This is a genomic window from Rosenbergiella epipactidis, assembly GCF_018494055.1.
Taxonomy (GTDB): Bacteria; Pseudomonadota; Gammaproteobacteria; order Enterobacterales; family Enterobacteriaceae; genus Rosenbergiella; species Rosenbergiella epipactidis.
The window spans coordinates 437762-464043 of record NZ_JABBFQ010000003.1 but is presented as its reverse complement, the minus strand read 5'-3'; the positions used below and the strand labels follow the sequence as shown (position 1 = coordinate 464043).

Here is a 26282-nt window from a genome sequence, read left to right as displayed (position 1 = left end):
TCATTTGGCGTTAAGCGCAGGCCGTTGTCGGGTATCCTCGATCTCAGCCTGCTCTGCTAACCGCTGAAAATCCGCGCGGGTAAGCTGCTCATGAAAAGTCGGCAACTGTTTGGATGCCTTGATCGGTATTAATTCCAGTGCGGCCACGTCATCTAAGGTTATTCCCGCCACTTTCTTAGGCAAAGCCAATGCATGATTTGCCCCTGGCTCACCGGGGATGGCGCTAGGCTGTCGTGCATTTTGGGTCAGGTAATTACGGTGGCGGACCAACCATTTATTCGGTACTCGGCGCTGGCTATCCCACCACTGCCCGTCTAGCCGGTCAAATTGCTGTGCCGTGACGTTTTTTGGCACTGCCCCCAATTGATCGAGGGCTTGCGTAATGATCTCAGTCGCATGGGAATTATAATCTTTGATTTCACTGCCTTCTCCCTGCAACAGCAGCGAGGCGGCTAAACGAACGCCCAACAGGTTAGAACAGAGATCTTCTGGCGAAAACGCAGAGACCCCTTCGGAGAAACCGGGCACCGATTCGAACCCATACCATTGCGCGATCTCATGCCAAGCGGCGAGATCGAATGCCACCCGTGCAGCGGTCCACACTACAACACTGAAGGCTTTCTGCGGATCGCTCGGCACTTGATAAGGCCGGATGACGATATCTCGGCGAGCGAGTTCATTGCTTAAGCTGACACGAAAAGCACTCCCCTGATGCTGCAATAACTGACTGGCAATCCAGTAGGTCATATCCATACTGTCTCGCACATGTGCGGTATCGATAAATCCGCTTTGCGTGGTATAGATGATGCCATTTTTTTCACTGCCGCCACCTACCATACTGGTCAGTCCCCGGATCACGCTGTCATTGTAGCGATGGGTCCCTAACCGATGACTTTCAACGATATTATCCAGCCGATAAAAAGGTACCGGTGCGCCTTTCAGTTCCGCGCGCAAATCATGGCCGAATGCACAGCAAGGTCGAAGTCCTTCGGGCTTTTGTAGCGCAGGCAGTTGGCTTACCGCCGAGGCTTTTTGCTCAGGTTGGGTTGCCAAATCGAGTGGCGTATTGATCGCCCATGCACTAGGGAGTAAGGAGAGCGTAATCGCAATAAACAAAGAAGAACGGCAGCGCCAGAGAGAGGACATTTTACTTTTCCATTAACTATTTTGCCTACAGTTAACGCGAAAAGCGGGGAATTGTCATGCGGGTCATTTCTGAAAATTACTTAAGCCCAATCGGGCTTAAGTAATCGTGCAGGATGCTACAGCGGTTGAGTACGGATCAGATAATCGAAGGCACTTAATGCTGCTTTCGCACCTTCGCCACTGGCAATGATAATTTGCTTGTACGGGACGGTGGTACAATCCCCAGCGGCGAAAATACCCGGTTGGTTGGTCTCACCACGCGAATCGACAATAATTTCCCCCATAGGGTTACGATCGATAACGCCTTCTAACCATGCCGTATTGGGCAGTAAGCCAATTTGGACAAAGATCCCAGCCAGAGCCAGCGTATTGAGTTGGGCCGTTTGACGATCTTTCCATACCAATCCGGTCACCTGTTGACCGTCTCCCAACACCTCTTGCGTGTGCGCATTGACGATAATCTCAACATTAGGCAGGCTGCGTAACTTAGTTTGTAGCACCTGGTCAGCCTTCAGTGAATCCGCAAATTCTAGCAAAGTCACATGCTCGACCAGTCCTGCCAGATCGATGGCCGCCTCGACACCAGAATTGCCGCCCCCAACAACGGCAACACGTTTACCTTTAAACAATGGGCCATCACAATGCGGACAATAGGTTACCCCGCGCGTGCGGTAAGTGTCCTCGCCAGGAACCCCCATATTCCGCCAGCGTGCGCCAGTCGCGATAATAATACTTTTAGCGAGCAACGTCGCACCGCTAGCGGTGGTCAGTTGATGAAGGCCACCCTGCTCGCGGGCAGGAATAAGCTGGCTAGCTTGTTGGGCTTCAATAATATCAACCTGATAATCTTCGACATGGGTGCGTAACGCGGTCGCCAAGCGACTGCCTTCAGTTTTAGGTACGGAGATATAGTTTTCGATATCGACCGTATCCAGCACCTGCCCCCCGAAACGCTCGCCCATCAGTCCGGTCCGAATTCCTTTTCGCGCGGTATAGATGGCGGCAGCAGCCCCCGCAGGCCCACTCCCGACAATTAATACCTCGTAAGGGGCCTGTTCCGATAAGGTGGCGGCTTGACGTGCGGCGGCACCGCTGTCCACTTTATTAACGATTTCGGCTAATGTCATACGGCCATGACCGAAGCTTTCGCCGTTCAGTAAAACCGCCGGCACGCCCATGATATTGCGGTCAGCAATCTCTTGTTGAAATTGCCCGCCATCGATAGCGGTATGGTGAATACGTGGATTCAGAATCGACAGTAAATTAAGCGCTTGGACGACGTCCGGACAGTTGTGACAGGACAGCGAATAGTAAGTCTCGAAATGTAACTCGTCGGGTAAGGCTTTAATTTGTTCAAGTAACGCCTGGCTCTCTTTCGACGGATGCCCACCCGTCTGTAAAAGCGCCAGCACTAAGGAGGTAAATTCATGCCCTAAGGGTGAACCAGCAAAACGCGGGCCATGACGCTGACCTTGCGGCGTAATTAAAAAAGAAGGCTGACGCACATCGGTACGGTTTTCCTCGATAAAGGTCACCTTATCCGATAATCCCGCAATCTGCGTTAGCAGCTGGCGAATATCCGTCGAAGCGGCAGAGTGGTCTAGAGAGGCCACTAAGTCGACGGGTCGAGTCAGTTTTTCTAAATAGCTTTTTAATTGTGTTTGTAATTGAGTCTCTAACATTATGCTCTCCCCGGATATCAAAACGGGCGCAATTGCGCCCGTAACAGAGTACTGCTCAGCGTTGCTTAGATCTTACCGACTAAGTCTAGAGAAGGCGCTAAGGTCGCCTCACCCTCTTTCCATTTCGCTGGGCAGACTTCACCTGGGTGAGTCGCCACATACTGTGCCGCTTTCACTTTACGCAGCAGATCTGACGCATCGCGGCCAATCCCTTCTGCCGTAATTTCCACAGCTTGGATAATCCCTTCTGGGTCAACGATAAAGGTGCCACGGTCAGCAAGGCCTTGCGCTTCACGCATAATATCGAAGTTACGTGTCAGGGTACCGGTCGGGTCACCAATCATTGCATAATTGATTTTACCAATGGTCTCGGAGCTACCGTGCCACGCTTTGTGGGTGAAGTGAGTATCGGTGGAGACTGAGTAGATATCCACACCAAGCTTTTGGAACTCATCGTAATGGTCCGCAACGTCACCCAGCTCGGTAGGACAAACGAAAGTAAAGTCGGCAGGATAGAAGAAGAACACACTCCATTTACCTTCAACGACTTTCTCGGTAAGTTCAATAAATTGGCCTGCTTTAAAAGCCGTATTGCTAAAAGGTTTGATTTTGGTATTGATAATGGACATGATTGGCCTCCGCTAGAATGTTGTGGCTACCTTAAGGCAGCCGCCTCGCTAAGGCCAATCACTCCTATGTATTGGTTTAATCAGTGATACCTATCAAAGGATTCTAATCGAAATATCTTCAGGGATAACATGACCTTGCCAGTAAAGCTGCGTCGCAATATTCTCAGCGATTTCGCGATATAACTCGCTAAAAGTCCCCGCCGGGTCCCTCGCCACGGTCGGTATGCCTGCATCCAAATCTTCTCGTAATTGAATATGCAAAGGCACTTTTCCAAGCACCGGCACGTTATAGTCGTCACTGAGCGCTTTTGCCCCTTCGTGACCGAATATCGCCTCGTGATGGCCGCAGGCTTGACAGATATGCACGCTCATATTTTCGACAATCCCTAAGACCGGTACATCGACTTTATTGAACATCACCACCCCCTTTCGCGCATCCAGCAAGGCGACATCTTGCGGAGTGGTCACCACCACCGCGCCAGTCACCGGAATATTTTGCGCTAACGTTAGCTGAATATCGCCGGTTCCTGGCGGCATATCCACCACCAGATAATCGAGGTCTGGCCACAGCGTTTCGTTGAGCAGCTGTAATAACGCCTTACTGGCCATAGGGCCACGCCAGATCATCGCATTATCGTCCGTGACCAGATACCCAATAGAGTTAGTCGCTAGGCCGTAACTCATGATAGGCGCCATATGCTTACCATCCGGCGAGGACGGACGTTGGTCTGCGGTGCCCAACATTTGCGGAAGTGAGGGGCCGTAGATATCGGCATCGAGCACCCCGACGCGGATCCCGTGATCGGCAAGTGCTAGCGCGACATTCAGCGCGGTACTCGACTTGCCGACCCCGCCTTTACCCGAGCTGACGGCAATAATATTCTTCACGCCCTTCGCGCCAGGCAGTTGCTTGACCCGTTGTAACGTGGCGATAGTGTAATCAAGGTGCCAATCCACTTCGCTAGCGCCCGTCGCGTCTTGTAATAACGGGGTCGCCCAAGCTTGTAGTGCCTTAAATCCCTGCGGCCACGCGAACGGCAGCTGTAATTCAATATGTAGGGTGTGATCCAGTCGCACAGCATGCTGCAGTGCCTGAAGGTCGACCAGCGTTTGGCGTAAGGTGGGATGCGAAAACTGAGCAAGAAGCGGGTTAACGGTATCGCGCAAATCAGAGGACTGCGGGGATGAGGGGGCAAAAGACATGGCATCGCTCCTAGAAGGCATCAGTTAAGCAAATAAGATGGTAACGCATCGGCTAATCTTATCAGATTCTTATCGTCCTTGCTGTTAGTTGACGTTAACCGTTTACCTTGTCGGGGCCTTCAGTTACCATTCATTATTCCTTTTGTTCATCTACAGAAAGCTACGCAAATTATGACTCAAGCCACAAAAAAATTACTGGTCACCTGTGCCCTGCCTTACGCCAACGGTTCAATCCACCTTGGGCATATGCTAGAGCATATCCAAGCGGATATATGGGTAAGGTATCAGCGAATGCGTGGCAACACTGCCTGGTTTATCTGTGCCGATGATGCGCATGGCACCCCAATCATGTTGAAAGCCCAACAACTGGGCGTAACACCTGAAGCGATGATCGCAGAAATGAGTGCCGAGCATCAGCGCGATTTCGCAGGTTTCAACATTAGCTACGATAACTATCACTCGACGCATTGCGAAGAGAATCGCCAGCTGTCTGAGTTGATCTATGGTCGCCTTAAAAATAATGGTTTAATTAAGAATCGCACCATCTCTCAGCTTTACGATCCAGAAAAAGGGATGTTCTTACCCGATCGTTTTGTCAAAGGGACCTGTCCAAAATGTAAAGCCGTCGATCAGTATGGCGACAACTGTGAAGTCTGCAGTGCGACTTATAGCCCGACAGAGCTGATCGATCCGAAATCTGTGGTGTCTGGCGCAACCCCAGTGATGCGCGATTCTGAGCATTTTTTCTTCGACCTGCCTTCGTTCTCTGAAATGCTGAAAGCCTGGACCCGTTCGGGTGCCCTGCAAGAGCAAGTGGCGAATAAAATGCAAGAATGGTTCGAAACCGGCTTACAGCAGTGGGATATTTCCCGCGACGCGCCCTACTTCGGTTTCGAAATTCCGGATGCACCAGGAAAATATTTCTACGTCTGGCTCGATGCGCCTATCGGCTATATGGGGTCGTTCCGTAATCTCTGTAATAAGCGCTCCGATATCGATTTTGATGAGTATTGGAAAAAAGACTCGACGACTGAGCTTTACCACTTTATCGGTAAAGATATTGTCTACTTCCACAGCTTATTCTGGCCAGCCATGCTCGAAGGCAGTGACCATCGTAAACCGACCAACCTGTTCGTTCATGGTTACGTGACGGTGAACGGCGCGAAGATGTCTAAATCACGTGGCACCTTTATTAAGGCGAGTACTTGGTTAGAACATCTGGATGCGGACAGCTTACGTTATTACTACGCCGCTAAACTCTCTTCTCGTATCGATGATATCGATCTGAATTTGGAAGATTACGTCCAGCGGGTAAATGCCGATGTGGTCAATAAAGTGGTGAACCTTGCATCACGCAACGCCGGATTTATCACTAAGCGTTTCGACGGTCAGTTAGCCGCAGAGCTCGACGCCCCTGCGCTACATCAACGTTTCGTTGAGGCCTCAACCTCGATTGGCGAAGCGTGGGAAAGCCGCGAGTTCAGCCGTGCTATCCGTGAAATCATGGCCTTGGCCGACGAAGCGAACCGCTATGTTGATGAGCAAGCGCCTTGGGTTGTGGCAAAACAAGAAGGTAGCGATGCCAAACTGCAAGCGATCTGCTCGATGGGTATCCACCTGTTCCGAGTATTAATGACCTGGTTAAAACCGGTACTGCCTGCGTTAAGCGAACGTGCTGAAGCCTTTTTACAAAGTACCTTAACCTGGGATTCCGTCGCTCAACCGCTGCTTGGTCATCGTGTCGCGCCGTTTAAAGCACTGTATCAACGGATTGAGATGGCAAAAGTTGACGCCTTGATCGAAGCCTCTAAACAGGATGCCGAGGCCGCCGCCCCTGCACCGAAGGCAGCGAAAAAAGCGGAGAAAAAAGCCGCGGCGCCGGTGGCTACCGAGGAAGCCGATTCTGGCCCAATCACTATCGATGATTTTGCCAAGGTTGATATGCGCGTGGCGCTAATCGAAGTGGCTGAACTGGTCGAAGGTTCCGATAAATTACTACGCCTGATGCTGGATGTCGGTGGGGAAAAACGTCAGATCTTCTCGGGGATCCGCGCCGCATATCCTGACCCGTCAGTGCTCGTCGGACGCTTGACCATTATCGTCGCTAACCTCGCACCACGTAAAATGCGTTTTGGCGTCTCGGAAGGGATGGTGCTGTCTGCGGGTAATGGCGGAGCCGACCTGTTTATTCTGTCTGCCGACAGTGGTGCAACGCCAGGCATGCCAGTACGTTAAGCGTTGACGATACTTAAGCCGGGCAATGCCCGGTTTTTTTTCCCTTTATAAAACGAGAAAACTATCATGAACGATAGCTTACTTAATGCCCTCCAAGACTGTACACCTGAACTCGCTCAGGCTTTACGCCCCTATGTCATGGCCGATACCTTCAAAGCCAGTTTCAGCGCCGAAGAGGTCAGCGCATTACAACAGGCTAGCGGCCTATCCGCTGCAGACTTAGCACTCGCCTTGCTGCCACTTGCCGCAAGTTATGCCATCACCCCGCTCTCTCATTTTAAGGTCGGCGCGGTTGCGCAGGGGATCAGTGGACGCTGGTATCTTGGCGCTAATATGGAGTTTGCCTCTGCGCCGATACAGCAAACCATCCATGCCGAACAAAGCGCCATTAACCATGCTTGGATGTGTAATGAACCCCAGTTAACCGCCGTCACGGTCAACTACACCCCTTGTGGTCATTGCCGCCAATTTATGAATGAGCTTAATAGCGCGCAACAGCTGACGATTTATTTACCCGGTCGCCCCCCGCAAACCTTGCACGATTATCTTCCTAACGCTTTCGGCCCAAAAGACTTAGGCATTACGGATACCCTGTTCGACCCACAAACCCATGCCTTCGCTGCTCAGTCTGACCCACTGATTCAGGCTGCGGTCGACGCGGCGAGCCAGAGCTATGCCCCTTATACGCACGCTTATAGCGGCATCGCGTTACAAATCGCTGACAATCACTGGGTGACGGGCCGCTACGCCGAAAATGCCGCCTTTAATCCGAGCCTGCCTCCCCTTCAAAGCGCGCTGATTATGATGCAGTTACAGGGCTACTCAGTGAGCGCCATTACCCGTGCCGTGCTGGTTGAAGTCAGCGATGCCGCACTCTCTCAACAGTCGGCCAGTGCTGCTATTCTGACGGCCTTGGGAGGCTATTCGTTAGAAACAGTGACGGTAGTACCGAAGTGATAACGTTCGGTTAAATTTGGTAAGAAAGTGACTCAATGCGCGGAAAAGCTCGGCCCAGGGGACTATAGTTAGACGATATCACGCCACACACCCACCCCATTACGGAGTAAAGCATGGAATTGGAGTATGAAAGCGAACGTCCCCTCTATATCCCTTACGCGGGCCCTATTTTATTAGAATTTCCGTTACTGAATAAAGGCAGTGCCTTTAGCCAAGACGAACGCACTGCTTTTAACCTTAATGGCTTATTGCCGGATAACGTCGAAACCATCGATGAACAAGCCGAGCGGGCTTGGCAGCAGTTCAATGCATTTCGTAACGATAATGATAAACACGTCTTCCTGCGTAATATCCAAGATACCAACGAGACGCTGTTTTACCGCTTAATCGACGATCATCTTGAAGAGATGATGCCGATTATCTACACCCCAACCGTGGGCAGCGCCTGTGAACACTTCTCTGAGATTTATCGTCGCGCGCGTGGCGTCTTTATCTCCTATCCGCAACGCGATCATATTGAAGATATGTTGCAAAACGCCACCAAACAAAATGTTAAAGTCATTGTTGTTACCGACGGTGAACGCATCTTGGGGCTGGGTGACTTAGGTATCGGCGGGATGGGAATACCGATTGGCAAACTGTCGCTCTATACAGCCTGTGGGGGGATCAGCCCCGCCTATACCCTACCGATCGTTCTCGATGTTGGCACCAATAATCAGCAGCTGTTAAACGACCCGTTATATATGGGATGGCGTCATCAGCGGATCACTGGCGAAGAATATGAGAGTTTCGTTGCAGAGTTTATTTCGGCAGTGAAACGCCGCTGGCCCAACGTTCTGTTGCAATTCGAGGACTTTGCGCAGAAGAATGCCATGCCATTATTAGAACGTTATCAAGATGAGCTATGCTGCTTCAATGATGATATTCAAGGTACCGCAGCCGTCGCCGTCGGTACCCTTGTCGCCGCTAGCCGCGCCGCAGGCACCAAGCTGTCAGACCAACGTGTCGCATTCTTGGGGGCTGGGTCGGCCGGATGTGGGATTGCCGAACAGATCATCAAAGAGATGCAACACGAAGGACTTTCTGAAAAAGAGGCGCGTGCACGTGTCTTTATGGTCGACCGCTATGGCCTACTGACCGACAAGCTGACCAACCTGCTCGACTTCCAACAACGTTTAAGCCAATCCTCCTCCGCACTGAGCGATTGGCAGAGTGATAATGACGATTATTCCTTGTTCGATGTGGTGCATAATGCCCACCCTTCAATTCTTATTGGGGTGTCAGGACAACCTGGATTATTTACTGAGGAGATTATTCGTGAGATGGTCAACCACTGCGACACGCCGATTGTGATGCCGCTGTCGAACCCGACCTCTCGTGCCGAAGCGACCCCTACTGACATCTTTACCTGGACCGAGGGCAAGGCCTTGGTCGCGACGGGCAGCCCTTTTGGTACGGTTACTTGGCAAGGTGAGAAGGTTGCTATCGCACAGTGTAATAACGCCTATATTTTCCCCGGTATTGGCTTAGGCGTGATTGCCAGCGGCGCTAAGCGCGTCACGGAAAATATGTTACTCAGTGCCTGCCGAGCGCTGGCCGATTGTTCACCGAAAGCCCAACAGGGTGAAGGCCCCATCCTGCCACCGATTACCGAGATTCAGTCGGTATCTAAGCATATAGCCGTGAAAGTCGCCTTAGCCGCACAGCAAGACGGCGTGGCAACACACTGCAGCGAGGAGCAGATTAAGGAAGCCGTCGAGGCCAATTTCTGGAAACCGCATTATCGGCAATACCGCCGAGCCTCCATTTAATGCCACTAAAGGTAAGTCATTACATTGGCTTACCTTGATCTCCTTGCCTGATCCCGCCCGCTCAAGTACCCTACGACCAGAGATATTCAAAGGATTTTGCACGGTATGATAAAGCGACTGTTTATCGGTCTATTCGCGCTAGTAATGCTGCTGGGCTTAACAGCGATTGGGCTGGACCAATGGATCAGCTGGAAAACAGCGCCTTACATTTATGATACCGTCTCCCAACTGCCTAAACGTCAAGTTGGCGTCGTATTAGGCACTTCCAAATATTATCGCGGCGGTGAACCTAATCAATATTACCTCTATCGTATCCAAGGTGCGCTGAATGCTTACAACAGCGGCAAAGTCTCTTATCTCTTACTGAGCGGCGATAATGCGCTGCAAAGCTATAACGAGCCGCGCACCATGCGCCGTGATCTAATTAAAAATGGCGTGCGGCCAAGCGATATTGTCCTGGATTATGCAGGCTTTCGCACCCTGGACTCTATCGTCAGAACCCGTAAGGTCTTCGATACTAACGATTTTATTATCATTACCCAGCGCTTTCACTGTGAACGTGCGCTGTTTATTGCCTTACAGCAAGGCATCCAAGCGCAATGTTTCGCTGTGCCTTCTCCTAAGAATATTTTGAGCATTCGTATTCGAGAAGTCGGTGCGCGGCTCGCCGCCTTGGCCGATCTGTATCTATTTAACAGCGAACCGCATTTTCTCGGCCCAATGGTGCCGATTCCGAGTCGTGCGGAGTTACCAAAACACGGCCCAACCTACCCAGCCGTGACACCTGAGCAACTGGTCGAGCTAGAAAATCAGCAAGCTAAACGCCTGCCGTCCAGCGTGTCAGTCGACGCCAACACCACTCTAGAGGCCCCTGACGGAAGTAACGCAGCCAGCAGTAAGAAAACGCCAGATTCAGCAACCAAACCAGAGGCACCACCGCCAACAACTGACTCCGAGTCAATGCCATAAAGTAGCCTAATACCGAAAATATCGTCGTACACACTAGGGTCTGTAGCAGGTAATTACTCAACGCCATGCGGCCTACCCGTATCAGCAGCGAGGTCAGTCGCCATCCCGAAAGGCGCTGCCAATGGGCATGGAACAGCGCGATATAGCCCACTGCAATCAACGGCGTGCCCAGCTCCAGAGGGATCTGTAACCAAAAGCCACTCCAGCGGAAGGCCCAGCCTGTCGCATACTGCAAAGCGACACTCGTCGCCGTCAGCATAAAGCCAATGGGTAATAAATAACGATAACAACGGCGGTAATGACTGACCGAGCGCTGTCCCAGCAGCCAGCCCTGACGCGTTAGTGCTGCGCCAATCATCATTAGGCCTGCCAATTCCCAGCCATACTGAGTGACCAAGGCCAACAAGCGTCCATCAAATTGTTCAAGGCGGTCGTGGATGGCTAACCAGCCACCCTTTAGCGCAACAGTGCGCTCAGCCGCAATATCAGCGGGTTGTGGTAGCCAATCACTGCCCGGCTGATGACCGGAAACTAGGGCATATCCCGCCAATAAGCCGACGCCAAATAGATAGAAAATCACCCCTGTACGCAGTAAGTTTTCACTCCGATCGCTATAAGCAATCACGCGATAGACCACTAAGCCGGTGAGACCCCATGACAACAGAATATCTCCCTGCCATAGCAGGATACCGTGTAACACGCCAAAGACGACTAACCAGAGCAACCGGTGGGTGATCCACGGCAAACCGCGCGGCAGTTGAAAGATAATACCGGCACCAAATAATAGACCGAGCAAGGAGAGAAACTTCATCTCCGCAAACAGTTCTACTATCCCCCAGACTAAGGTATCGGTGTCGGAAGGTGGCCCTTGCCACGCAGGATTTAGATAGGCTGCAGAAGGCAGTGCAAAGCTGACGATATTCAGAAGCAGAATACCCAGTATTGCGATACCTCGCAGACAATCGAGTTGAGGGTAACGAGGCATAAGTGTGAGCGTCTCAATTCGGCCAGGAAGGCACCTGGCCGCGGCAGGATCAGTTATTACGAATGGTGCGCAGGAACTCTTGGCGCGTATTTTGGCTGGATTTGAATAACCCACCTAACGACGTCGTAGTCGTAGCGCTGGTGGCATCTTTCACCCCCCGAGCCTTCACACAGTAATGGACCGCATCAATGCAGACTGCCACATTGTTGGTACCCAATAACGTTTGGAGCGCCACCAGAACCTGCTGTGTTAAGCGTTCTTGCACTTGAGGGCGCTCGGCGAAGAATTGCACAATACGGTTGATTTTCGATAGACCAATCACTTTATCTTTTGGGATATAGGCCACTGTCGCTTTACCGTCTATGGTCACAAAATGATGTTCACAGGTACTGGTCAGTGTAATATCACGTACGGTAACCATCTCATCAACATTCATCTTGTTTTCGATAACAGTAATCTTTGGGAAGTTGGCATAATCCAAGCCAGAGAAAATCTCATCGACGTACATTTTCGCCAAGCGATTAGGGGTTTCCATTAAACTGTCATCGGTGAGGTCAAGATTAAGCAGCAACATCACTTCACGCATATGTTCCGCTATTTTTTGCTTACGTTGTTGGCTATCTTGACTATTTACCGGCGCATTGAGGGGGGTTTCAAGCCCGCGAGCCAGCAATGCATCATGGACCAGCATCGCTTCCTGACTTAATTCGGACATCGTCTTAATTCTCCAGCAGGTGTTACACCCGTTGATATCGGTACGGGTAATCTTTTGCATATTGTGAAGCAGTCTGCGCGGTTAATCCAGCCCTTACAGCATTTGTTCGCATTTAGCTACGGCTTGAGTCCCGCGGCAACTGCTCCTACACTAGAGGCTTGATCGACACTCAAGGCGACGTAATGGATCTTGTTCAGTTAAAAATGTTTTGTGCAGTGGCGGAATACGGTTCGATAGTTAAGGCAGCAGAACAGTTACACCGTGTGCCCTCTAACCTCACCACCCGTCTTAAACAGCTTGAAGAGGAAGTCGGTAACGCGCTGTTTATTCGTGAAAAACAGCGGTTAAGGCTCTCGCCGATCGGTCATGAATTTTTACACTATGCCCGTAAAATTTTGCAGTTAAGTGAAGAAGCTTTGCAGCTTTCACGCTCCGCTGATCCTTCAGGAACGTTAACGCTCGGCAGTCTAGAGAGTGTTGCAGCCACCCGCTTACCGGCATTGCTCTCTGCTTACCATCAACGCTACCCTGCTGTGCAGCTTTCCTTGGTAACCGGGACCTCTGGCGAAATCCTTGATGGCGTCGTCAAGGGGGAGTTAGCCGTAGCCTTAACCGATCAGCCTTCACCGCGTCCCGATGTCATATGTGGTCACCATTATCGCGATCGCCTGGTCTTAATCACTAACCCAGCCCATCCACCGGTCACCGTGGCACAAGATGTGATAGGAGAGACTTTTTTCGCCTTTCGCAGTAGCTGTTCTTACCGTCATCGCCTAGAACACTGGTTCGCGCAAGCGGGCGTCACGCCAGGCCCTATTATGGAAATTCAGTCTTATCATGCCATGTTAGCCTGCGTTGCCGGAGGGGCTGGACTTGCGGTGATCCCGCATTCCTTATTAAATAAGCTGACCGACCATACTCGGGTCGCCATTCATCAGCTCCCCGATAATATCAGTCATTTACATACTGGATTGATATGGCGTCATGAAGGGGAGTCACCCAATGTCAGGGCATTAAGTGCATTGATGGTGGAAATCTATCCAGACTAAGACCAGGGGCATTGCGCGCCCTGGCCCTTGGCATTAGCTGTCGAGGCGTTTCCCTGCTTTAAAGCGTGGGAAGTGCATCTCTTGATAGCGAATGATGTGTCCGCCACGAACGATGCGATAGCCCAGCCAGATCAATAAGAACAGCGGGATACCAATATAGGTCGCCGCCACACCATACCAATCGATCTTATCCACGAGGAATGCCTGGTAGTTTTGGCCTAGGGTAATAATCAGACAGAGACCAAAGGCAAACATCGGCCCTAACGGGAAAAAGCCGGAGCGATAAGGTAAATCATTCAGATCATAACCTTGAGCGATATACCCTTTACGGAAACGATAATGGCTGATAGCAATCCCCAACCATGCGATAAATCCGGTCATCCCCGAAGTATTCAATAACCACAGATAAACCGTTTGGTTACCAAACCGTGAGGAGAGAAAACACAGACCGGCGATCACCGTGGTTACAATCAAGGCATTGCGGGGTACGCCATTTTTGGTCAATACCGCAAAAATCTTCGGGGCTTTACCTTCGGTTGCCAAGGTATAGAGCATACGTGTCGAGGCATACATACCGGAATTACCCGCCGATAGAACGGCCGTTAAGATCACAGCGTTCATCACCGCCGCAGCGGATAATAGCCCCGCATTTTGGAACACTAGGGTGAAAGGACTGACACTGATATCGCCCACATCATTACGTAATAAACGCGGGTCGGTATAAGGTAAAATCAAGCTGATCACTAAAATGGCGAAGACATAAAACAGTAAGATACGCCAGAATACTTGACGTACCGCACGGGGAATATTTTTCTCTGGATTTTCTGACTCGCCCGCTGCGATACCAATCAGCTCAGTGCCTTGGAATGAGAAGCCGACAATCATCGCCACGCCAATCATCGCTGGGAATCCGCCGACAAACGGAGCATCGCCTAATTGCCAGTTTTTGATCCCCGCGTTTTCTGCGCCGTGTAAGATCCCCACAATCATCAAGACCCCTACCGCGATAAAAATCACGACAGTAACCACCTTGATTAAGGAGAACCAATATTCTGCTTCACCGAAACCTTTCACCGAAATGACGTTTAATAGGAAGATAACCGCGAGGAAAGACGCACTCCAGATCCAGCCCGGCACATCGGGAAACCAATAACCCATAACTAACTGTGCGGCCACCAAATCAACGGCGATGGTTACGGCCCAGTTGTACCAATAGTTCCAGCCAAGGGCAAAACCAAAGCCTTCATCAACGTACTGCGAACCATAGGTGGAGAACGATCCCGATACCGGCATGTACGCCGCGAGCTCACCTAAGCTGGTCATTAAAAAGTAAACCATCAAACCAATTACTGCATACGACAATAACGCGCCACCGGGTCCGGCTTGAGAAATACTGGCGCCTGACGCGACGAATAACCCGGTTCCAATCGAACCGCCGATCGCAATCATTGTCAGGTGACGAGCTTTGAGCGAGCGTTTTAAGCCCGACGCGCCCGTTTGAGAAGAACTCGAATTCATAGGATAAAACTCACCTGGCTAAAATTGTGCGCGATTGTAACAAGAGCAGTGCAGCCGCGTTGCACTATCTTCACTGTTATAAGTTACCTTCATAATCACGCAACGATCATTAGCCTTACCCTATTCAACCACTTGGTGGCAGTAGGTTAAGAAACGTTCTATCGCCCGGGAGCGCTGCTTCTGTTGGTGTTGAATCAAATAAAGGGTACGGGTCATGGTGGGGAGAGGTGCATGCACTTCGCGTAGTAAGCCGCTGTCTAGTAGGTCGGCAATAACACGCCGTGAAAGACAGCTTAGCCCCATACCGTAACGTACAGCATGTTTGATCGCTTCAGAATTGCCTAATTCCATCGTCACATGATAGTGGCTAAGCTTGCTGAGTAACAGGTGGTCGACCAGTTCGCGGGTTCCTGAACCTTGCTCACGAAGGATCCACGGCGCATTGGCTAACGCCTCTAGCGTAACGGGCTGTTTAAAGATCGCCGCACCCGGTGCAGCAAAAATAACCAGTTCATCTTGTAACCACGGCTGGCTGACGATATCGTGCTGGTGACAAGGTCCTTCGATCAATCCGATATCAGCATTGAAGTGCGCGACAGCATCGATCACTTCTTGACTGTTTCCTACCGTAAGCTCTAATCGGGCATCGGGTAAATCGCGGCGATAATCCGCAATCACTGCAGGTAACAGATAATTGCCTATGGTACTGCTGGCGGCGAGCGATAAAGCACCCTGTCCTTGTTTAAACAACAGTTCAATATCCTTGGCATGATCTAACAACGCCATGGCCCGAGGATAGAGTAGCCGACCATGCTCATTAATAATCAAACGCTTACCGGCGCGATCGAATAATTGCACACCCAGTTGACCCTCTAAATCGGTTAACGAGGCACTCACTGCTGATTGAGATAGCGCAAGAACTTGCGCAGCATGAGTGGTCGAACCACTCTTAAGAACTTCAGTAAAAACAGCGAGTTGGCGTAGCGTAATATGCATAGGGTAAATCCCTGACCTTTGCTATTGTGATAAGCTTTGACATAACCAGTTAAAGTAAACAGTTTACCAGTTTTACCGATTAATAATAGAATCGTGAACGAATTTATGATTTATGCACACACCACTCGACTTATCATGTCAGGGATAAATAATGAAATATATTGGAGCGCATGTCAGTGCTGCAGGCGGTGTCTTTAATGCGGTAACGCGGGCACATGATATTGGCGCAACGGCTTTTGCGCTATTTACCAAAAATCAGCGTCAGTGGAAGGCCCCTCCACTGCCGCAATCGACTATCGATCTCTTCCGTCAGGCTTGCAGCGACTACGGTTATGGGCCGCAACAGATTCTGCCACACGATAGCTACTTAATTAACCTCGGCCATCCCGTGGCTGAAGCCTTGGAGAAATCGCGCGTCGCTTTTATTGATGAGCTAGAACGTGCCGCGTCCTTAGGGATCGCCTTGCTTAATTTCCATCCGGGTAGCCATCTTCAGCAAATCTCTACCGATGAATGCCTAAAACGTATTGCCGAATCGATTAATATTGCTCTGGATAAAACCTCTGGCGTGACGGCGGTTATCGAAAATACCGCAGGGCAAGGCAGTAACCTTGGCTTTGAATTCGAGCACCTGGCGGAGATTATCCATCATGTTGAGGATAAATCCCGGGTGGGCGTCTGTATCGATACCTGTCACGCTTTTGCGGCAGGCTACGACCTGCGTACTGTAGAAGAGTGCGAAAAGACGTTTAATGCTTTCGAACGTATCGTCGGTTTTCAATACCTACGAGGAATGCATTTAAATGATGCGAAAAGCCAATTTAATAGCCGCGTCGACCGCCACGATAGCCTAGGCGAAGGCAATATTGGTCACACGCCCTTTAAATGGTTAATGCAAGATCCGCGTTTTGATCATATCCCGCTTATCTTAGAAACGATTAATCCGGATATTTGGGCAGAAGAGATCGCTTGGCTCCAAGCCCAGCAATAATAGTGAGTGCAATAAAAAAGGCCGCCCCCTACAGGGAGCGGCCTTTTTCTTTGATACCGTCGTCTTAGGCGGTAATTGGCTCAGGACGCTTGATAATAGCGTAAGCAATACCCGCGACAATCGCACCCGCTAAGATGGCACCGATATAGCCCAGTACCGGAGTGATCGCGCCAGGAATTAAGAACACGAAGATCCCGCCATGAGGTGCCATCAGTTTAGAACCGATTGCCATGGCAATCGCGCCGGTCAGCGCGCCGCCTACGATACAGCAAGGTAATACCCGTAGGGGATCACGCGCAGCGAAGGGAATGGCTCCTTCGGTGATATAACATAATCCGAGCACTATCGCGGCCTTACCACCCTCTTGTTGCGCTTTGGCAAACTTACGACGCGCAACCAAGGTCGCTAAGCCCATTGCTAAAGGCGGGACCATACCTGCCGCCATAATGGCTGCCATCGGACCGTAGGTAGAAGAACTTAATAAGCCGACACCAAAGGCATAAGCCACCTTATTTATCGGGCCACCCATATCACTACATTGCATCGCCCCAAGCACCGCACCCAATAAGACTGCGTTTGCTGTGCCCATGGTCCCTAACCAATGCGTTAATGATTCCATGATAAAGGCAACAGGCTTACCCACTACGTAGATCATCAGTAGACCAGTTACTAAACTTGCCACCAACGGAATAATTAAGATGGGTTTTAGCGCTTCCATGCTTTGCGGCAGCTTTAACTTACCGCTAATCAGTTTTGCAGTGTAGCCCGCAATAAATCCAGCAATGATACCGCCGAGGAAACCTGCGCTTAATGTGGAGGCTAACATACCGCCAATCAGCCCTGGAGTTAAGCCTGGGCGGTCAGCGATGGAGAAGGCAATGTAACCGGCCAACACTGGAACCATTAGGGCAAATGCCGTGGTTCCACCAATTTGCATCAAGGCGGCTGCAAGAGTGCCCTGTTCTTTAAAGGCGTTAATACCCAAAGCGAAAGACAATGCGATACACAGACCGCCCGCGACCACCATAGGTAACATGAATGAGACACCGGTAAGCAAGTGACGATAAGCGCCGGATTTCTCTTTTTTATCCCCCGCACTGCCTGATGCAGCCTGCGCCGAGCCATTGGCTGAATGATAAGGCTTTGCCTCATTCAGCGCTTTATCGAACTCTTGCGCGGTCTTTTTCAGGGCAAGGCCGGTGGATGTCCGATACATTGGTTTTCCGGCAAACTTCGCCAAGTCAACTTCAATATCGGCAGCGATAAAGACAATATCGGCATCAGCCACTTCTTCTGGGGTGATCGGATTACCGGCACCGACAGAACCACGGGTTTCAACACGTACCGGCCATCCGCGCTTTTTCGCTTCCGCTTCTATCGCTTCAGCCGCCATAAAGGTATGTGCCACACCCGTTGGGCAGGCGGTGACGGCAACGATTTTCTTCACCGCAGACGTCGTGGCCACTGAAGGTGTGGAGACCACCGCTGGGGCTTGCCAAGTCGTTGCGTTAGCTAATGCTTGTCCAATGGCGGTTTTCGCGTCGGTCAACAGTGATTGGCTCTCTGTGACCGCGACCTGTTTTCCGGCTAAGTGAGAAGCGGCCGCTGCAGGATCTCCTGCAACAATCACGGTTTCTGCCTCAGCTACCGTCGCTAATGAATACTCGGACTGCTCACTGATCGCCTTTTCGAAGGCTTGTTTAACCAGCTGTGCCGACGCTAAGCCCAACGATGCATCGGGGATTAATGCAATTTTCATCTTTACTTTCCTCTACTGCTGTTCGGTAACGGAGTGTAATTCGACACGAGCCATCATCGCCGCAAGGGCTGAGCGGTCCGTAATGCCAACGTTGCTTTGGCTTACTGCCAGTGCCGCAACCGCTGTCGCTAACCTTAAGGTATGTTCGCTGGTTTCACCCATCAGTAAGCCGTAAATCAGCCCGCCCACCATGGAATCACCCGCCCCTACCGTGCTGACGATTTCACACGCAGGAGGTTTTGCCAGCCATGCACCGGAGGCGTTAACCCATAGCGCCCCTTCTGCTCCAAGAGAGACCACAACGTGACTGATCCCTTGCTCACGCAGTTGATGGGCGGCAGCAATAATATCGCTGAGTTCAGGCAGTGAGCGGCCCGCCCACATTTCTAATTCCCGGCGATTAGGCTTCACTAACCAAGGGCCTGCCAGTAATCCTGCATCGAGCGCTGCCCGGCTACTGTCGAAGACCAAACATGGACATTGTTGACGAAGCGCTTTCATCCAGTCGGTAAACTCATCAAGGGCGATCCCTTGAGGTAAGCTTCCACTCACGCAGACCATATCGAAGTCGCCAAGCCAATTAAGCGAGTCTTGTTTGAAATGCTGCCAATTTTCTTCGCTGACGTTGAAGCCGGAAAAGTTGAGGTCGGTGACATCGCCACCTGCTTCAGTCACTTTGATATTAATACGCGTACGGCCATCAATGACCTGAAAACGGTTATGTAGGCCTAACTCAGCAAATAACTGTTCGAAGCCCTCTTGGTTGTCACGTCCTAGCAGTCCGCCTACCGTAACGTCCACCCCAAGATCATTTAAAACTTTAGCAACGTTGATCCCTTTGCCGGCAGCATGCAGGCCAGTGGTCTCAACCAAATTTACCTCACCACGCTCGATCTCTGGCGTAAAACCAACCAGATCGTAGGCGGGATTTAAGGAGATAGTGGCAACACGGCGGCTCATTCAGCGCCCTCCCCCAATCCACTGGCGATAGCCTCGCCGATAGCTTTCATTGCTTCAGCAGCTTGTGGACCACTGGTGGTAAAGCGTAAACGATGGCCTTTCTTCACGCCTAAGGCGACAACCTTCATTAAACTACGGCCATTGGCTGGCTTACCGCTACCATCAAGGTTAATTACGCTAACATCACAGTCGTACTGTTTAATCACCGTGACCAGTGCAGTGCCTGGACGGGCATGCAAGCCATGTTCATTCTTAATCACAAACTCTTCGGTGACAGTATCGTCGCCCAGACTCACTTCGCTGGTTAACAGCGCCAGGACACCTGCGGCATCAGCATTGGATAATGCAGAGGCTTGATTATTATCGATCAATTGTGTGAGGTAACTGACGACCGTCAGTGGCTGTTCATCGGCCGTGGAACAGGTGATTAATAATGAAACCGCTTCGCCAGACTCCAGCGTTACCGTTGTAGACGGTCGACTCACCGCGACAGCGCTGAACAGGTTACCCTGTGCACAATCTTGCAACCAGATGCCTTGACCGAGGTGTAAAGGTTTCTGTGCCAACGTGTTGGCAACAAATTGCGGGGTAACGGCATGAATAGCTTGTAGTCGCCCAGCATTTAATGCTTGCAATGTGATGAGATCAGCCGCGTTAACCCCCAACGAGATTAGTGAGGTATCAAATCGAAATTCCGCTGGCTGTTTTTCACCCATTAAAATGGCACGCAACTCTTCGGCGGAGGCGGTTTTAATCGTCTCAGCAATGCTGTCATCGCTTAATACATGAGTTAACTGACGAAGTAAGGCAAGGTGCTCATCGGATTTTGCTGCAATACCAATAACAACATAAGCCGTTTGATCAGCACCCCATTCGATTCCCTGCGGAAATTGGAAAACTTGTACGCCCGTGTTAAGCACTAAATCACGCGTATCTGTAGTGCCGTGAGGGATGGCAATGCCGTTCCCCAGATAGGTGGAGGTCTGCTGCTCACGCGCTAACATTCCACTCACATAGCCCTCACCCACATTGCCCGCATTAGCGAGTGCCGCCGCAACGTGACGAATTGCATCTTCTTTATTGGTGGCTGAGGCGCCAGTATGAATCGCCTGAACTTCGAGCTGGAACATAATTTTCCTCACATAGGTTGAATCGTTTCAGCAACTAAATTAGCGCATTTTATATCAAAAATTGAAATTAATAATTTTGAATTAACGCACAAATTTAAAATTTAAATCAGCGTTTACCGAATTTGTTGGGTAGGACTAGTGTGGGGCAGTCGCCGCGTCAAGCTCGAGCAGATAGGTCATTGCTTCGTCGCGTGATGTTGCACACATATCAGGATGGGGTTGTAACCCTCCACACACGGCTGGACGCAGCGGCGATGTAAAGATTTTGCAGAGGTTATTATCGTCCAATTGCACACAGCGAACACCGGCTGGCTTGCCCTCAGGCATACCCGGAATCGGTGAAGAGATTGAAGGCGCGATACAGCAGGCACCACAGTGGCTACGGCATTCCATAGACGCTCTTTCATTAAATAAGGTTAATGGTTGAGAGTATCTGGATGTCATCATTATTATGCAACATAAATTTCAGCTAAATGAATGTGAAAAATTTAGCTAAAGATGCCTAGTGCACCACTATTTTGCTTGTATGCAACCACGGGGGCGAGTATTTTCCCCGCATTATTATAATTATCCTATTTGAGGTCTCTTCAATGCCTAAAGCAAATGAAATTAAACGCGGTATGGCGGTAAGCTGGAACGGTAAATTACTTTTAGTCAAAGATATCGATGTGCAGAGTCCTAGTGCACGTGGCGCCGCCACATTATATAAGATGCGCTTTACCGATATTCGCAGTGGATTAAAAGTGGAAGAGCGCTTTAAAGGCGACGATATTATCGACAGCATCCAGCTGAATCGCCGTGCAGTGAGTTTTTCCTATACCGATGGAAATGAATATGTATTCATGGACGATGAAGACTATACCCCTTATAGCTTCAACCGCGAGCAAATAGAAGAAGAGCTACTCTTCATTCCTGAAGCGGGTCTGCCGGGTATGCAAGTCTTACTGATGGACGATCAAGTATTAGCCTTAGAACTGCCTCAAACCGTGGATTTGGTGATTGTAGACACGGTCCCTGGCATTAAAGGCGCCTCAGCCAGCGCCCGAACAAAAGCGGCAGCACTCTCCACTGGGTTAACCGTTCAAGTGCCAGAGTACTTAAGTAATGGCGATAAGATCCGCGTTCATATCCCTGAACGTCGTTATATGAGTCGTGCCGATTAATCCTTACAGGGAGCAGACTATGCGCCAGTCTAATTTTCCAGCGATAATCGTATTGAATTTGCTCGGTCTTTGCCTGTTTTTTTCATGGTATCTACCGGTCAATCATGGTTTCTGGTTTTCATTAGATAAATCGATTTTCTACAGTTTTAACCATGAAATGGTGAAATCCCATGCCTTTGCCGTATTTGTGGCTATCACCAATTATCGTGGCTTTGATATCGTTTCGTTTCTCGCGATGGCAGCCTACTTCTATTCTTTCTGGCGGCAAAAAGATCATAAAGGCCGGATGTGGATGTTAGCCTTGGGGATTACGATGCTGATTACCGCAGTGGTGCTTAATCAACTCGGCCACCTTATTCCCGTCAGCCATCGTAGCCCTTCGCTGTTCTTTGCGGATGCACAACGTGCAGGGCTGCTCACGGGAATCCACACCAAAGATGGTTCAGCTGACAGCTTTCCCGGGGATCACGGGATGATGCTTATGATTTATGCCTGCTTTATGGGGCGTTACTTTGGCCGCAAGGCCTTTGTTGTCGGGCTGATTATTCTGGGTGTTTTCGCATTACCGCGCGTAATGGTGGGTGCTCACTGGTTTACCGATATTTCAGTCGGATCGCTTTCTGTTGTATTAGTGGGGATGAGCTGGTGTTTATTAACGCCGCTCACTGATATTCTGATTGATAAGATCTATCGTAAATTACCCGGTGTTTAATAATTACACGGCTTATTTTACCCTTCCCCGGGGGGAATCCTCCCCGGATATTCTTTATGAATTCTATTAAAAATAGGCTTACCAGACATTTTTCCTATTAAGATCAAAAAAAATCTTAAAAACTCTCGCCAGTTTACATTTTCTACGGTAATCTCAAATAACGCTTAGCCCTTGTTATAAGGGGCTTCAGCTTAAATGAGTGTCAAAGATATTTACATCTAGATATAATTCATAAATTGTCTTCTTGATAATCTCTGATAATCTCTTAATCTGTTCATTGGCGAACGACGTATTTGTCGTAAGGACATCGAAGGAAACTGCTTAATATGGTCAAATCTCAACCATTTGTGAGATACTTGTGGCGGGCTGTTCCAGCAATTGCCTTAGCAACGCTGCTAAGTGCATGTAGTAGCCACCCAACTACCACAGCGAATTTAGAGAAACATGACGTTAACAACCGGAATGGTTTTTTACTTCAAGCTTCTCAGGATCAATTTGAAGAACTGGTTCATAATGTTGATATTAAATCGAAAATTATGAATCAATATGCGAGTTGGAAAGGTGTTCGTTATCGCATGGGCGGTGAGTCCCGTCGCGGCATCGATTGTTCTGCTTTCGTGCAACGCACTTTCCGTGAACAGTTTGGCTTATCGCTGCCTCGTTCAACCGCAGACCAGCAAGATACCGGACGTTTCATTAATAAAAGTAAGCTTCGCCCCGGTGATTTAGTGTTGTTCCGCTCCGGTTCTACGGGACGTCACGTTGGTATTTACTTAGGCAACAACGATTTTGTTCATGCTTCAACAAGCAGTGGAGTCATGATTTCAAACCTTAATGACAATTATTGGAAAGCTCGCTACCGCGAAGCACGCCGAGTTCTGAGCAACTCACACAGTTAATTTTCATAAGGTCTGACAAATGTTCGCCAAAAAAAACGCTGTCCTTCGCAGCGTTTTTTTATTTCCGTAATTTAGACCAGTGGTTGTTGTAACTCTGGTGGCAAGTTAATACTCAGAATTTCTTGTTGCGTTAACTCGCGATACTCTCCTGGTGCCAAGTCTTCATCGAGTGCAATTTCACCGACACGTTCACGATGTAACGCTTCCACGTGGTTACCGCATGCGGCAAACATTCTTTTGACTTGATGATAACGCCCTTCACTCAACGTGACTCTCGCCTGGTTATTGTCCAGAATTTCCAGCGTAGCCGGTTTGGTCGGTGCAGATTCACCTTGTAACATTATCCCCTGTGCAAAACGCGTTATTAATGCAGGATCTGCTGCTTCGGCTAAGGTGACATGATAAGTTTTTTCGCAGTGGTGGCGTGGCGAAGTGATACGGTGTGACCATTGCCCATCATCGGTTAATAGCACCAGACCGGTCGTATCGATATCGAGTCGCCCTGCTGCATGTAACTTCCATGCCATAGGCTCTTCGATAAAATAGAGAATAGTCGGATGCTGCTCATCTTCCGTCGCGCACACATAGCCAACAGGCTTATTCAACATAAAATAGCGGGGGCCATGCTGTTGATGCAGCACGTTACCATCGTAAGCCACTTCATGTTCTGGCAATACTTTGAACGCCGCTTCACGTACCACCTCTCCATCGACTGTGACGTTACGTGCTCGAATTTCACGGCCTGCAATGGCACGGCTAATTTCGAGTTGTTGGGAGATAAATTTATCGAGTCGCATGGATCTGTAAGCCTATTAGGAAGTTTATAGAGTGATTTATGCTAGTATACCCCGAAGCGACACCAACTGTCAGTGTGTAACCCTGCTTGTAATCGAGTTCATAACCGATGAGTTTTACCCTACGCCCCTATCAACAAGAAGCCGTTGAGGCTGCCGTACACTATTTCCGCCAAGAACGACGCCCCGCGGTGATTGTTTTACCCACGGGTGCTGGAAAAAGTTTGGTGATCGCCGAATTAGCGCGTATCGCACGGGGTCGCGTTCTCGTGTTAGCGCATGTAAAAGAGTTGGTTAGGCAGAATCATGCCAAATATCAGGCGTTGGGCTTAAACGCCGATATTTTTTCTGCAGGATTGGCGCAAAAACAGAGTCAGAGTAAGGTGGTGTTCGGTAGCGTTCAGTCGGTTGCTCGCCATCTTGACCAATTCGATGCAGCCTTCTCCTTGATTATCGTTGATGAATGCCACCGCATTGGTGACAACGACCAAAGTCAATACCAACAAATCCTCGATTATCTGACCCAGCGTAATCCACAACTTCGCCTATTGGGATTGACCGCCACGCCCTTTCGGTTAGGCAAGGGATGGATATACCACTTTCATTATCATGGCATGGTACGTGGCACCGAGGATGCCTTGTTTTATAAGTGTATTTACGAACTGCCGCTGCGTTATATGATTAAGCATGGCTATCTTGTAGAGCCAAAACGCTTGGATATGCCCATCTTGCGTTATGATTTTTCGGCACTGGTCGCTAATCAACAAGGGCTTTTCCCAGAAAAAGCGTTGAATTTAAGTTTATCGCAACAAAAACGTGTCACGCCTTCCATCGTTGCCGAAATTATTCAGCATGCTGCCGGCTGTCGTGGCGTCATGATTTTTGCCGCGACGGTGCGTCATGCGCAAGAGATCCTCAGTTATTTACCCGCTGAAAGCGCGTTAGTCTCTGGGATGACCCCCAGCGCTGAGCGTGACGATATTTTACAGCGCTTTACTTCACAACAGATTACCTACTTGGTGAATGTAGCGGTATTAACGACCGGATTCGATGCGCCGCATGTCGATTTAATTGCTATCCTTAGGCCGACTGAATCGGTCAGTCTTTATCAACAAATCATTGGTCGTGGACTGCGTCTGTATCCCGGTAAAACCGCCTGTGCCATCCTTGATTATGCCGGAAATGATTACGACCTCTATCTCCCCGAAATTGGTAGCCCTCAGGGAGATAGCGAGAATCAGCCTGTACAAGTTTTTTGCCCACAGTGTCAGTTTGCGAATATTTTTTGGGGGAAAGCCCTCGATGATGGCACGGTTATCGAACACTTTGGCCGTCGTTGCCAGGGAATAGTTGAGGTCGCCGGTAGCCCTCAACAGTGTGATTTTCGCTTTCGCTTTAAATCCTGCCCCCACTGTAATGCCGAAAACGATATTGCAGCCAAAGTCTGTCAACAATGTGACGCGGTTCTGGTCGATCCTGATGATATGTTAAAAGCAGCGCTTAAACTGCGCGACGCAACGGTCCTACGCTGCACAGGCATGCAATTTCATACCGGGCAAGATGCAAAAGGTGAGTGGTTACGCATAACCTATATGGATGAGGATGGTGCTGAGGTACCTGAAACCTTCCGACTGCACTCCCCTGCCCAGCGTCATGTCTTTGAACAACAGTTCCTTCGTTTGCACAGCCGTGCACCAGGGGTTCCTTTCTTATGGCAGTCGGCGAGTGATATTATTGCCCAACAGGCCCTTTTACGGCACCCCGATTTTGTCGTGGCACATCGCCAAAAAACCTTTTGGAAAATTCGTCACAAAGTCTTCGATTACCAAGGCAGATTTCGGCGTGCAACGTCCGCGAGTTAGATTATTTGCCCTGCCCCCCGTTACCCGCTATAATGCCGCGCGCTTTATCTCAATAAAGCGTCATTGAATAATCCTTCCGTTGCTGGGTCGCCTGTAGCGGAATTACTCTAAGAGAAA

22 protein-coding genes and 1 pseudogene are annotated in these 26282 nt (G+C 49.9%); 10 read left to right on the top strand and 13 right to left on the bottom strand.

The window, feature by feature from the left end:
• From HGT71_RS07855 to apbC, 4 genes are all read right to left on the bottom strand, one after another.
• Window positions 1-1146: a DUF4056 domain-containing protein gene (locus tag HGT71_RS07855; protein WP_214217284.1), complete on the bottom strand. Its 1146-nt coding sequence runs from the start codon at window positions 1144-1146 to the stop codon at window positions 1-3.
• A 116-nt stretch (window positions 1147-1262) separates the two neighbouring features.
• Window positions 1263-2828, bottom strand: a complete 1566-nt coding sequence (ahpF, locus tag HGT71_RS07850; protein ID WP_214217283.1) for an alkyl hydroperoxide reductase subunit F — start codon at window positions 2826-2828, stop codon at window positions 1263-1265.
• A gap of 65 nt (window positions 2829-2893) precedes the next feature.
• Window positions 2894-3457, bottom strand: coding sequence for an alkyl hydroperoxide reductase subunit C (gene ahpC, locus HGT71_RS07845; RefSeq protein ID WP_214217282.1), 564 nt, complete (start codon window positions 3455-3457; stop codon window positions 2894-2896).
• 93 nt (window positions 3458-3550) lie between these two features.
• The gene (apbC, locus tag HGT71_RS07840) at window positions 3551-4660 is read right to left on the bottom strand and encodes an iron-sulfur cluster carrier protein ApbC (RefSeq protein ID WP_214217281.1); all 1110 of its coding nucleotides are present in this window, start codon (window positions 4658-4660) and stop codon (window positions 3551-3553) included.
• Between the two features lie 171 nt (window positions 4661-4831).
• Between apbC and metG the strand changes: the two genes are divergently transcribed.
• The 4 genes from metG (at window position 4832) to sanA (ending at window position 10632) form a co-directional block, all read left to right on the top strand.
• Entirely contained in the window at window positions 4832-6895 is a 2064-nt protein-coding gene (metG, locus tag HGT71_RS07835; protein ID WP_214217280.1) for a methionine--tRNA ligase, read from the top strand.
• Window positions 6896-6961: 66 nt separating this feature from the next.
• Window positions 6962-7852 (top strand): cytidine deaminase, encoded by an 891-nt coding sequence (gene cdd, locus HGT71_RS07830; protein ID WP_214217279.1) that lies wholly within the window; start codon window positions 6962-6964, stop codon window positions 7850-7852.
• A gap of 113 nt (window positions 7853-7965) precedes the next feature.
• Entirely contained in the window at window positions 7966-9663 is a 1698-nt protein-coding gene (locus tag HGT71_RS07825) for an NAD-dependent malic enzyme (RefSeq protein WP_214217278.1), read from the top strand.
• A gap of 105 nt (window positions 9664-9768) precedes the next feature.
• Window positions 9769-10632, top strand: a complete 864-nt coding sequence (gene sanA / locus HGT71_RS07820; protein ID WP_214217277.1) for an outer membrane permeability protein SanA — start codon at window positions 9769-9771, stop codon at window positions 10630-10632.
• Here the strand turns inward: sanA and yeiB are convergent.
• Together yeiB and folE are read right to left on the bottom strand one after the other, a co-directional pair.
• Window positions 10556-11617 (bottom strand): annotated as a pseudogene (yeiB, locus tag HGT71_RS15805) (DUF418 domain-containing protein YeiB); the annotation flags it as partial. The gene sanA and the pseudogene yeiB overlap by 77 nt on opposite strands.
• A 49-nt stretch (window positions 11618-11666) precedes the next feature.
• The gene (folE, locus tag HGT71_RS07815) at window positions 11667-12332 is read right to left on the bottom strand and encodes a GTP cyclohydrolase I FolE (protein ID WP_048912270.1); all 666 of its coding nucleotides are present in this window, start codon (window positions 12330-12332) and stop codon (window positions 11667-11669) included.
• Between the two features lie 182 nt (window positions 12333-12514).
• On the opposite strand from folE, the gene ptrR reads away from it, so the two are divergent.
• Complete coding sequence (gene ptrR, locus HGT71_RS07810) at window positions 12515-13381, top strand: putrescine utilization regulator PtrR (protein ID WP_214217276.1); 867 nt, start codon at window positions 12515-12517, stop codon at window positions 13379-13381.
• Between the two features lie 33 nt (window positions 13382-13414).
• Here ptrR and HGT71_RS07805 read toward each other — a convergent pair whose 3' ends face one another.
• Both HGT71_RS07805 and yieE read right to left on the bottom strand, forming a co-directional pair.
• Window positions 13415-14899 (bottom strand): amino acid permease, encoded by a 1485-nt coding sequence (locus HGT71_RS07805; protein ID WP_214217275.1) that lies wholly within the window; start codon window positions 14897-14899, stop codon window positions 13415-13417.
• Between the two features lie 120 nt (window positions 14900-15019).
• Window positions 15020-15895 carry a DNA-binding transcriptional regulator YeiE gene (gene yieE / locus HGT71_RS07800; RefSeq protein ID WP_048912273.1) on the bottom strand — a complete coding sequence of 292 codons (876 nt, stop codon included), beginning with the start codon at window positions 15893-15895 and terminating at the stop codon, window positions 15020-15022.
• A 151-nt stretch (window positions 15896-16046) separates the two neighbouring features.
• Between yieE and nfo the strand changes: the two genes are divergently transcribed.
• Window positions 16047-16886, top strand: coding sequence for a deoxyribonuclease IV (gene nfo / locus HGT71_RS07795; RefSeq protein WP_214217274.1), 840 nt, complete (start codon window positions 16047-16049; stop codon window positions 16884-16886).
• 64 nt (window positions 16887-16950) lie between these two features.
• Here the strand turns inward: nfo and fruA are convergent, their stop codons facing one another.
• The 4 genes from fruA to HGT71_RS07775 form a co-directional block, all read right to left on the bottom strand.
• Window positions 16951-18645 (bottom strand): PTS fructose transporter subunit IIBC, encoded by a 1695-nt coding sequence (gene fruA / locus HGT71_RS07790; RefSeq protein ID WP_214217273.1) that lies wholly within the window; start codon window positions 18643-18645, stop codon window positions 16951-16953.
• Between the two features lie 12 nt (window positions 18646-18657).
• Entirely contained in the window at window positions 18658-19605 is a 948-nt protein-coding gene (fruK, locus tag HGT71_RS07785; RefSeq protein WP_214217272.1) for a 1-phosphofructokinase, read from the bottom strand.
• Window positions 19602-20735: a fused PTS fructose transporter subunit IIA/HPr protein gene (fruB, locus tag HGT71_RS07780; protein ID WP_214217271.1), complete on the bottom strand. Its 1134-nt coding sequence runs from the start codon at window positions 20733-20735 to the stop codon at window positions 19602-19604. The genes fruK and fruB overlap by 4 nt, the downstream gene beginning before the upstream one ends.
• A gap of 135 nt (window positions 20736-20870) precedes the next feature.
• A complete protein-coding gene (locus tag HGT71_RS07775; protein WP_214217270.1) occupies window positions 20871-21128 on the bottom strand; it encodes a YkgJ family cysteine cluster protein in 258 nt (85 codons plus the stop codon).
• Between the two features lie 197 nt (window positions 21129-21325).
• On the opposite strand from HGT71_RS07775, the gene yeiP reads away from it, so the two are divergent.
• The 3 genes from yeiP (at window position 21326) to mepS (ending at window position 23509) form a co-directional block, all read left to right on the top strand.
• On the top strand, window positions 21326-21898 hold the full coding sequence (gene yeiP / locus HGT71_RS07770; RefSeq protein WP_214217269.1) for an elongation factor P-like protein YeiP: 573 nt from the start codon (window positions 21326-21328) through the stop codon (window positions 21896-21898).
• A 19-nt stretch (window positions 21899-21917) separates the two neighbouring features.
• Complete coding sequence (locus tag HGT71_RS07765) at window positions 21918-22610, top strand: phosphatase PAP2 family protein (protein WP_214217268.1); 693 nt, start codon at window positions 21918-21920, stop codon at window positions 22608-22610.
• Window positions 22611-22936: 326 nt separating this feature from the next.
• Window positions 22937-23509, top strand: a complete 573-nt coding sequence (gene mepS / locus HGT71_RS07760; protein WP_062814725.1) for a bifunctional murein DD-endopeptidase/murein LD-carboxypeptidase — start codon at window positions 22937-22939, stop codon at window positions 23507-23509.
• A 71-nt stretch (window positions 23510-23580) separates the two neighbouring features.
• Here the strand turns inward: mepS and rsuA are convergent, their stop codons facing one another.
• Window positions 23581-24306: a 16S rRNA pseudouridine(516) synthase RsuA gene (gene rsuA / locus HGT71_RS07755; protein WP_214217267.1), complete on the bottom strand. Its 726-nt coding sequence runs from the start codon at window positions 24304-24306 to the stop codon at window positions 23581-23583.
• A 107-nt stretch (window positions 24307-24413) separates the two neighbouring features.
• Here rsuA and radD point away from each other — a divergent pair, with 107 nt between their 5' ends.
• Window positions 24414-26165, top strand: coding sequence for a DNA repair helicase RadD (gene radD / locus HGT71_RS07750; RefSeq protein ID WP_214217266.1), 1752 nt, complete (start codon window positions 24414-24416; stop codon window positions 26163-26165).
• The last annotated feature ends 117 nt before the right edge of the window (window positions 26166-26282 follow it).

What these genes read in the sequence shown, in the direction of transcription:
- HGT71_RS07805 (WP_214217275.1), bottom strand. Translation starts at nt 14,899, where the DNA reads ATGAATTCGAGTTCTTCTCAAACGGGCGCGTCGGGCTTAAAACGCTCG.
- HGT71_RS07765 (WP_214217268.1), top strand. Translation starts at nt 21,918, where the DNA reads ATGCGCCAGTCTAATTTTCCAGCGATAATCGTATTGAATTTGCTCGGT.
- apbC (WP_214217281.1), bottom strand. Translation starts at nt 4,660, where the DNA reads ATGTCTTTTGCCCCCTCATCCCCGCAGTCCTCTGATTTGCGCGATACC.
- rsuA (WP_214217267.1), bottom strand. Translation starts at nt 24,306, where the DNA reads ATGCGACTCGATAAATTTATCTCCCAACAACTCGAAATTAGCCGTGCC.
- cdd (WP_214217279.1), top strand. Translation starts at nt 6,962, where the DNA reads ATGAACGATAGCTTACTTAATGCCCTCCAAGACTGTACACCTGAACTC.
- fruA (WP_214217273.1), bottom strand. Translation starts at nt 18,645, where the DNA reads ATGAAAATTGCATTAATCCCCGATGCATCGTTGGGCTTAGCGTCGGCA.
- radD (WP_214217266.1), top strand. Translation starts at nt 24,414, where the DNA reads ATGAGTTTTACCCTACGCCCCTATCAACAAGAAGCCGTTGAGGCTGCC.
- ahpF (WP_214217283.1), bottom strand. Translation starts at nt 2,828, where the DNA reads ATGTTAGAGACTCAATTACAAACACAATTAAAAAGCTATTTAGAAAAA.
- fruB (WP_214217271.1), bottom strand. Translation starts at nt 20,735, where the DNA reads ATGTTCCAGCTCGAAGTTCAGGCGATTCATACTGGCGCCTCAGCCACC.
- fruK (WP_214217272.1), bottom strand. Translation starts at nt 19,605, where the DNA reads ATGAGCCGCCGTGTTGCCACTATCTCCTTAAATCCCGCCTACGATCTG.
- yeiP (WP_214217269.1), top strand. Translation starts at nt 21,326, where the DNA reads ATGCCTAAAGCAAATGAAATTAAACGCGGTATGGCGGTAAGCTGGAAC.
- ptrR (WP_214217276.1), top strand. Translation starts at nt 12,515, where the DNA reads ATGGATCTTGTTCAGTTAAAAATGTTTTGTGCAGTGGCGGAATACGGT.
- metG (WP_214217280.1), top strand. Translation starts at nt 4,832, where the DNA reads ATGACTCAAGCCACAAAAAAATTACTGGTCACCTGTGCCCTGCCTTAC.
- mepS (WP_062814725.1), top strand. Translation starts at nt 22,937, where the DNA reads ATGGTCAAATCTCAACCATTTGTGAGATACTTGTGGCGGGCTGTTCCA.
- nfo (WP_214217274.1), top strand. Translation starts at nt 16,047, where the DNA reads ATGAAATATATTGGAGCGCATGTCAGTGCTGCAGGCGGTGTCTTTAAT.
- sanA (WP_214217277.1), top strand. Translation starts at nt 9,769, where the DNA reads ATGATAAAGCGACTGTTTATCGGTCTATTCGCGCTAGTAATGCTGCTG.
- HGT71_RS07825 (WP_214217278.1), top strand. Translation starts at nt 7,966, where the DNA reads ATGGAATTGGAGTATGAAAGCGAACGTCCCCTCTATATCCCTTACGCG.
- folE (WP_048912270.1), bottom strand. Translation starts at nt 12,332, where the DNA reads ATGTCCGAATTAAGTCAGGAAGCGATGCTGGTCCATGATGCATTGCTG.
- HGT71_RS07775 (WP_214217270.1), bottom strand. Translation starts at nt 21,128, where the DNA reads ATGGAATGCCGTAGCCACTGTGGTGCCTGCTGTATCGCGCCTTCAATC.
- yieE (WP_048912273.1), bottom strand. Translation starts at nt 15,895, where the DNA reads ATGCATATTACGCTACGCCAACTCGCTGTTTTTACTGAAGTTCTTAAG.
- ahpC (WP_214217282.1), bottom strand. Translation starts at nt 3,457, where the DNA reads ATGTCCATTATCAATACCAAAATCAAACCTTTTAGCAATACGGCTTTT.
- HGT71_RS07855 (WP_214217284.1), bottom strand. Translation starts at nt 1,146, where the DNA reads ATGTCCTCTCTCTGGCGCTGCCGTTCTTCTTTGTTTATTGCGATTACG.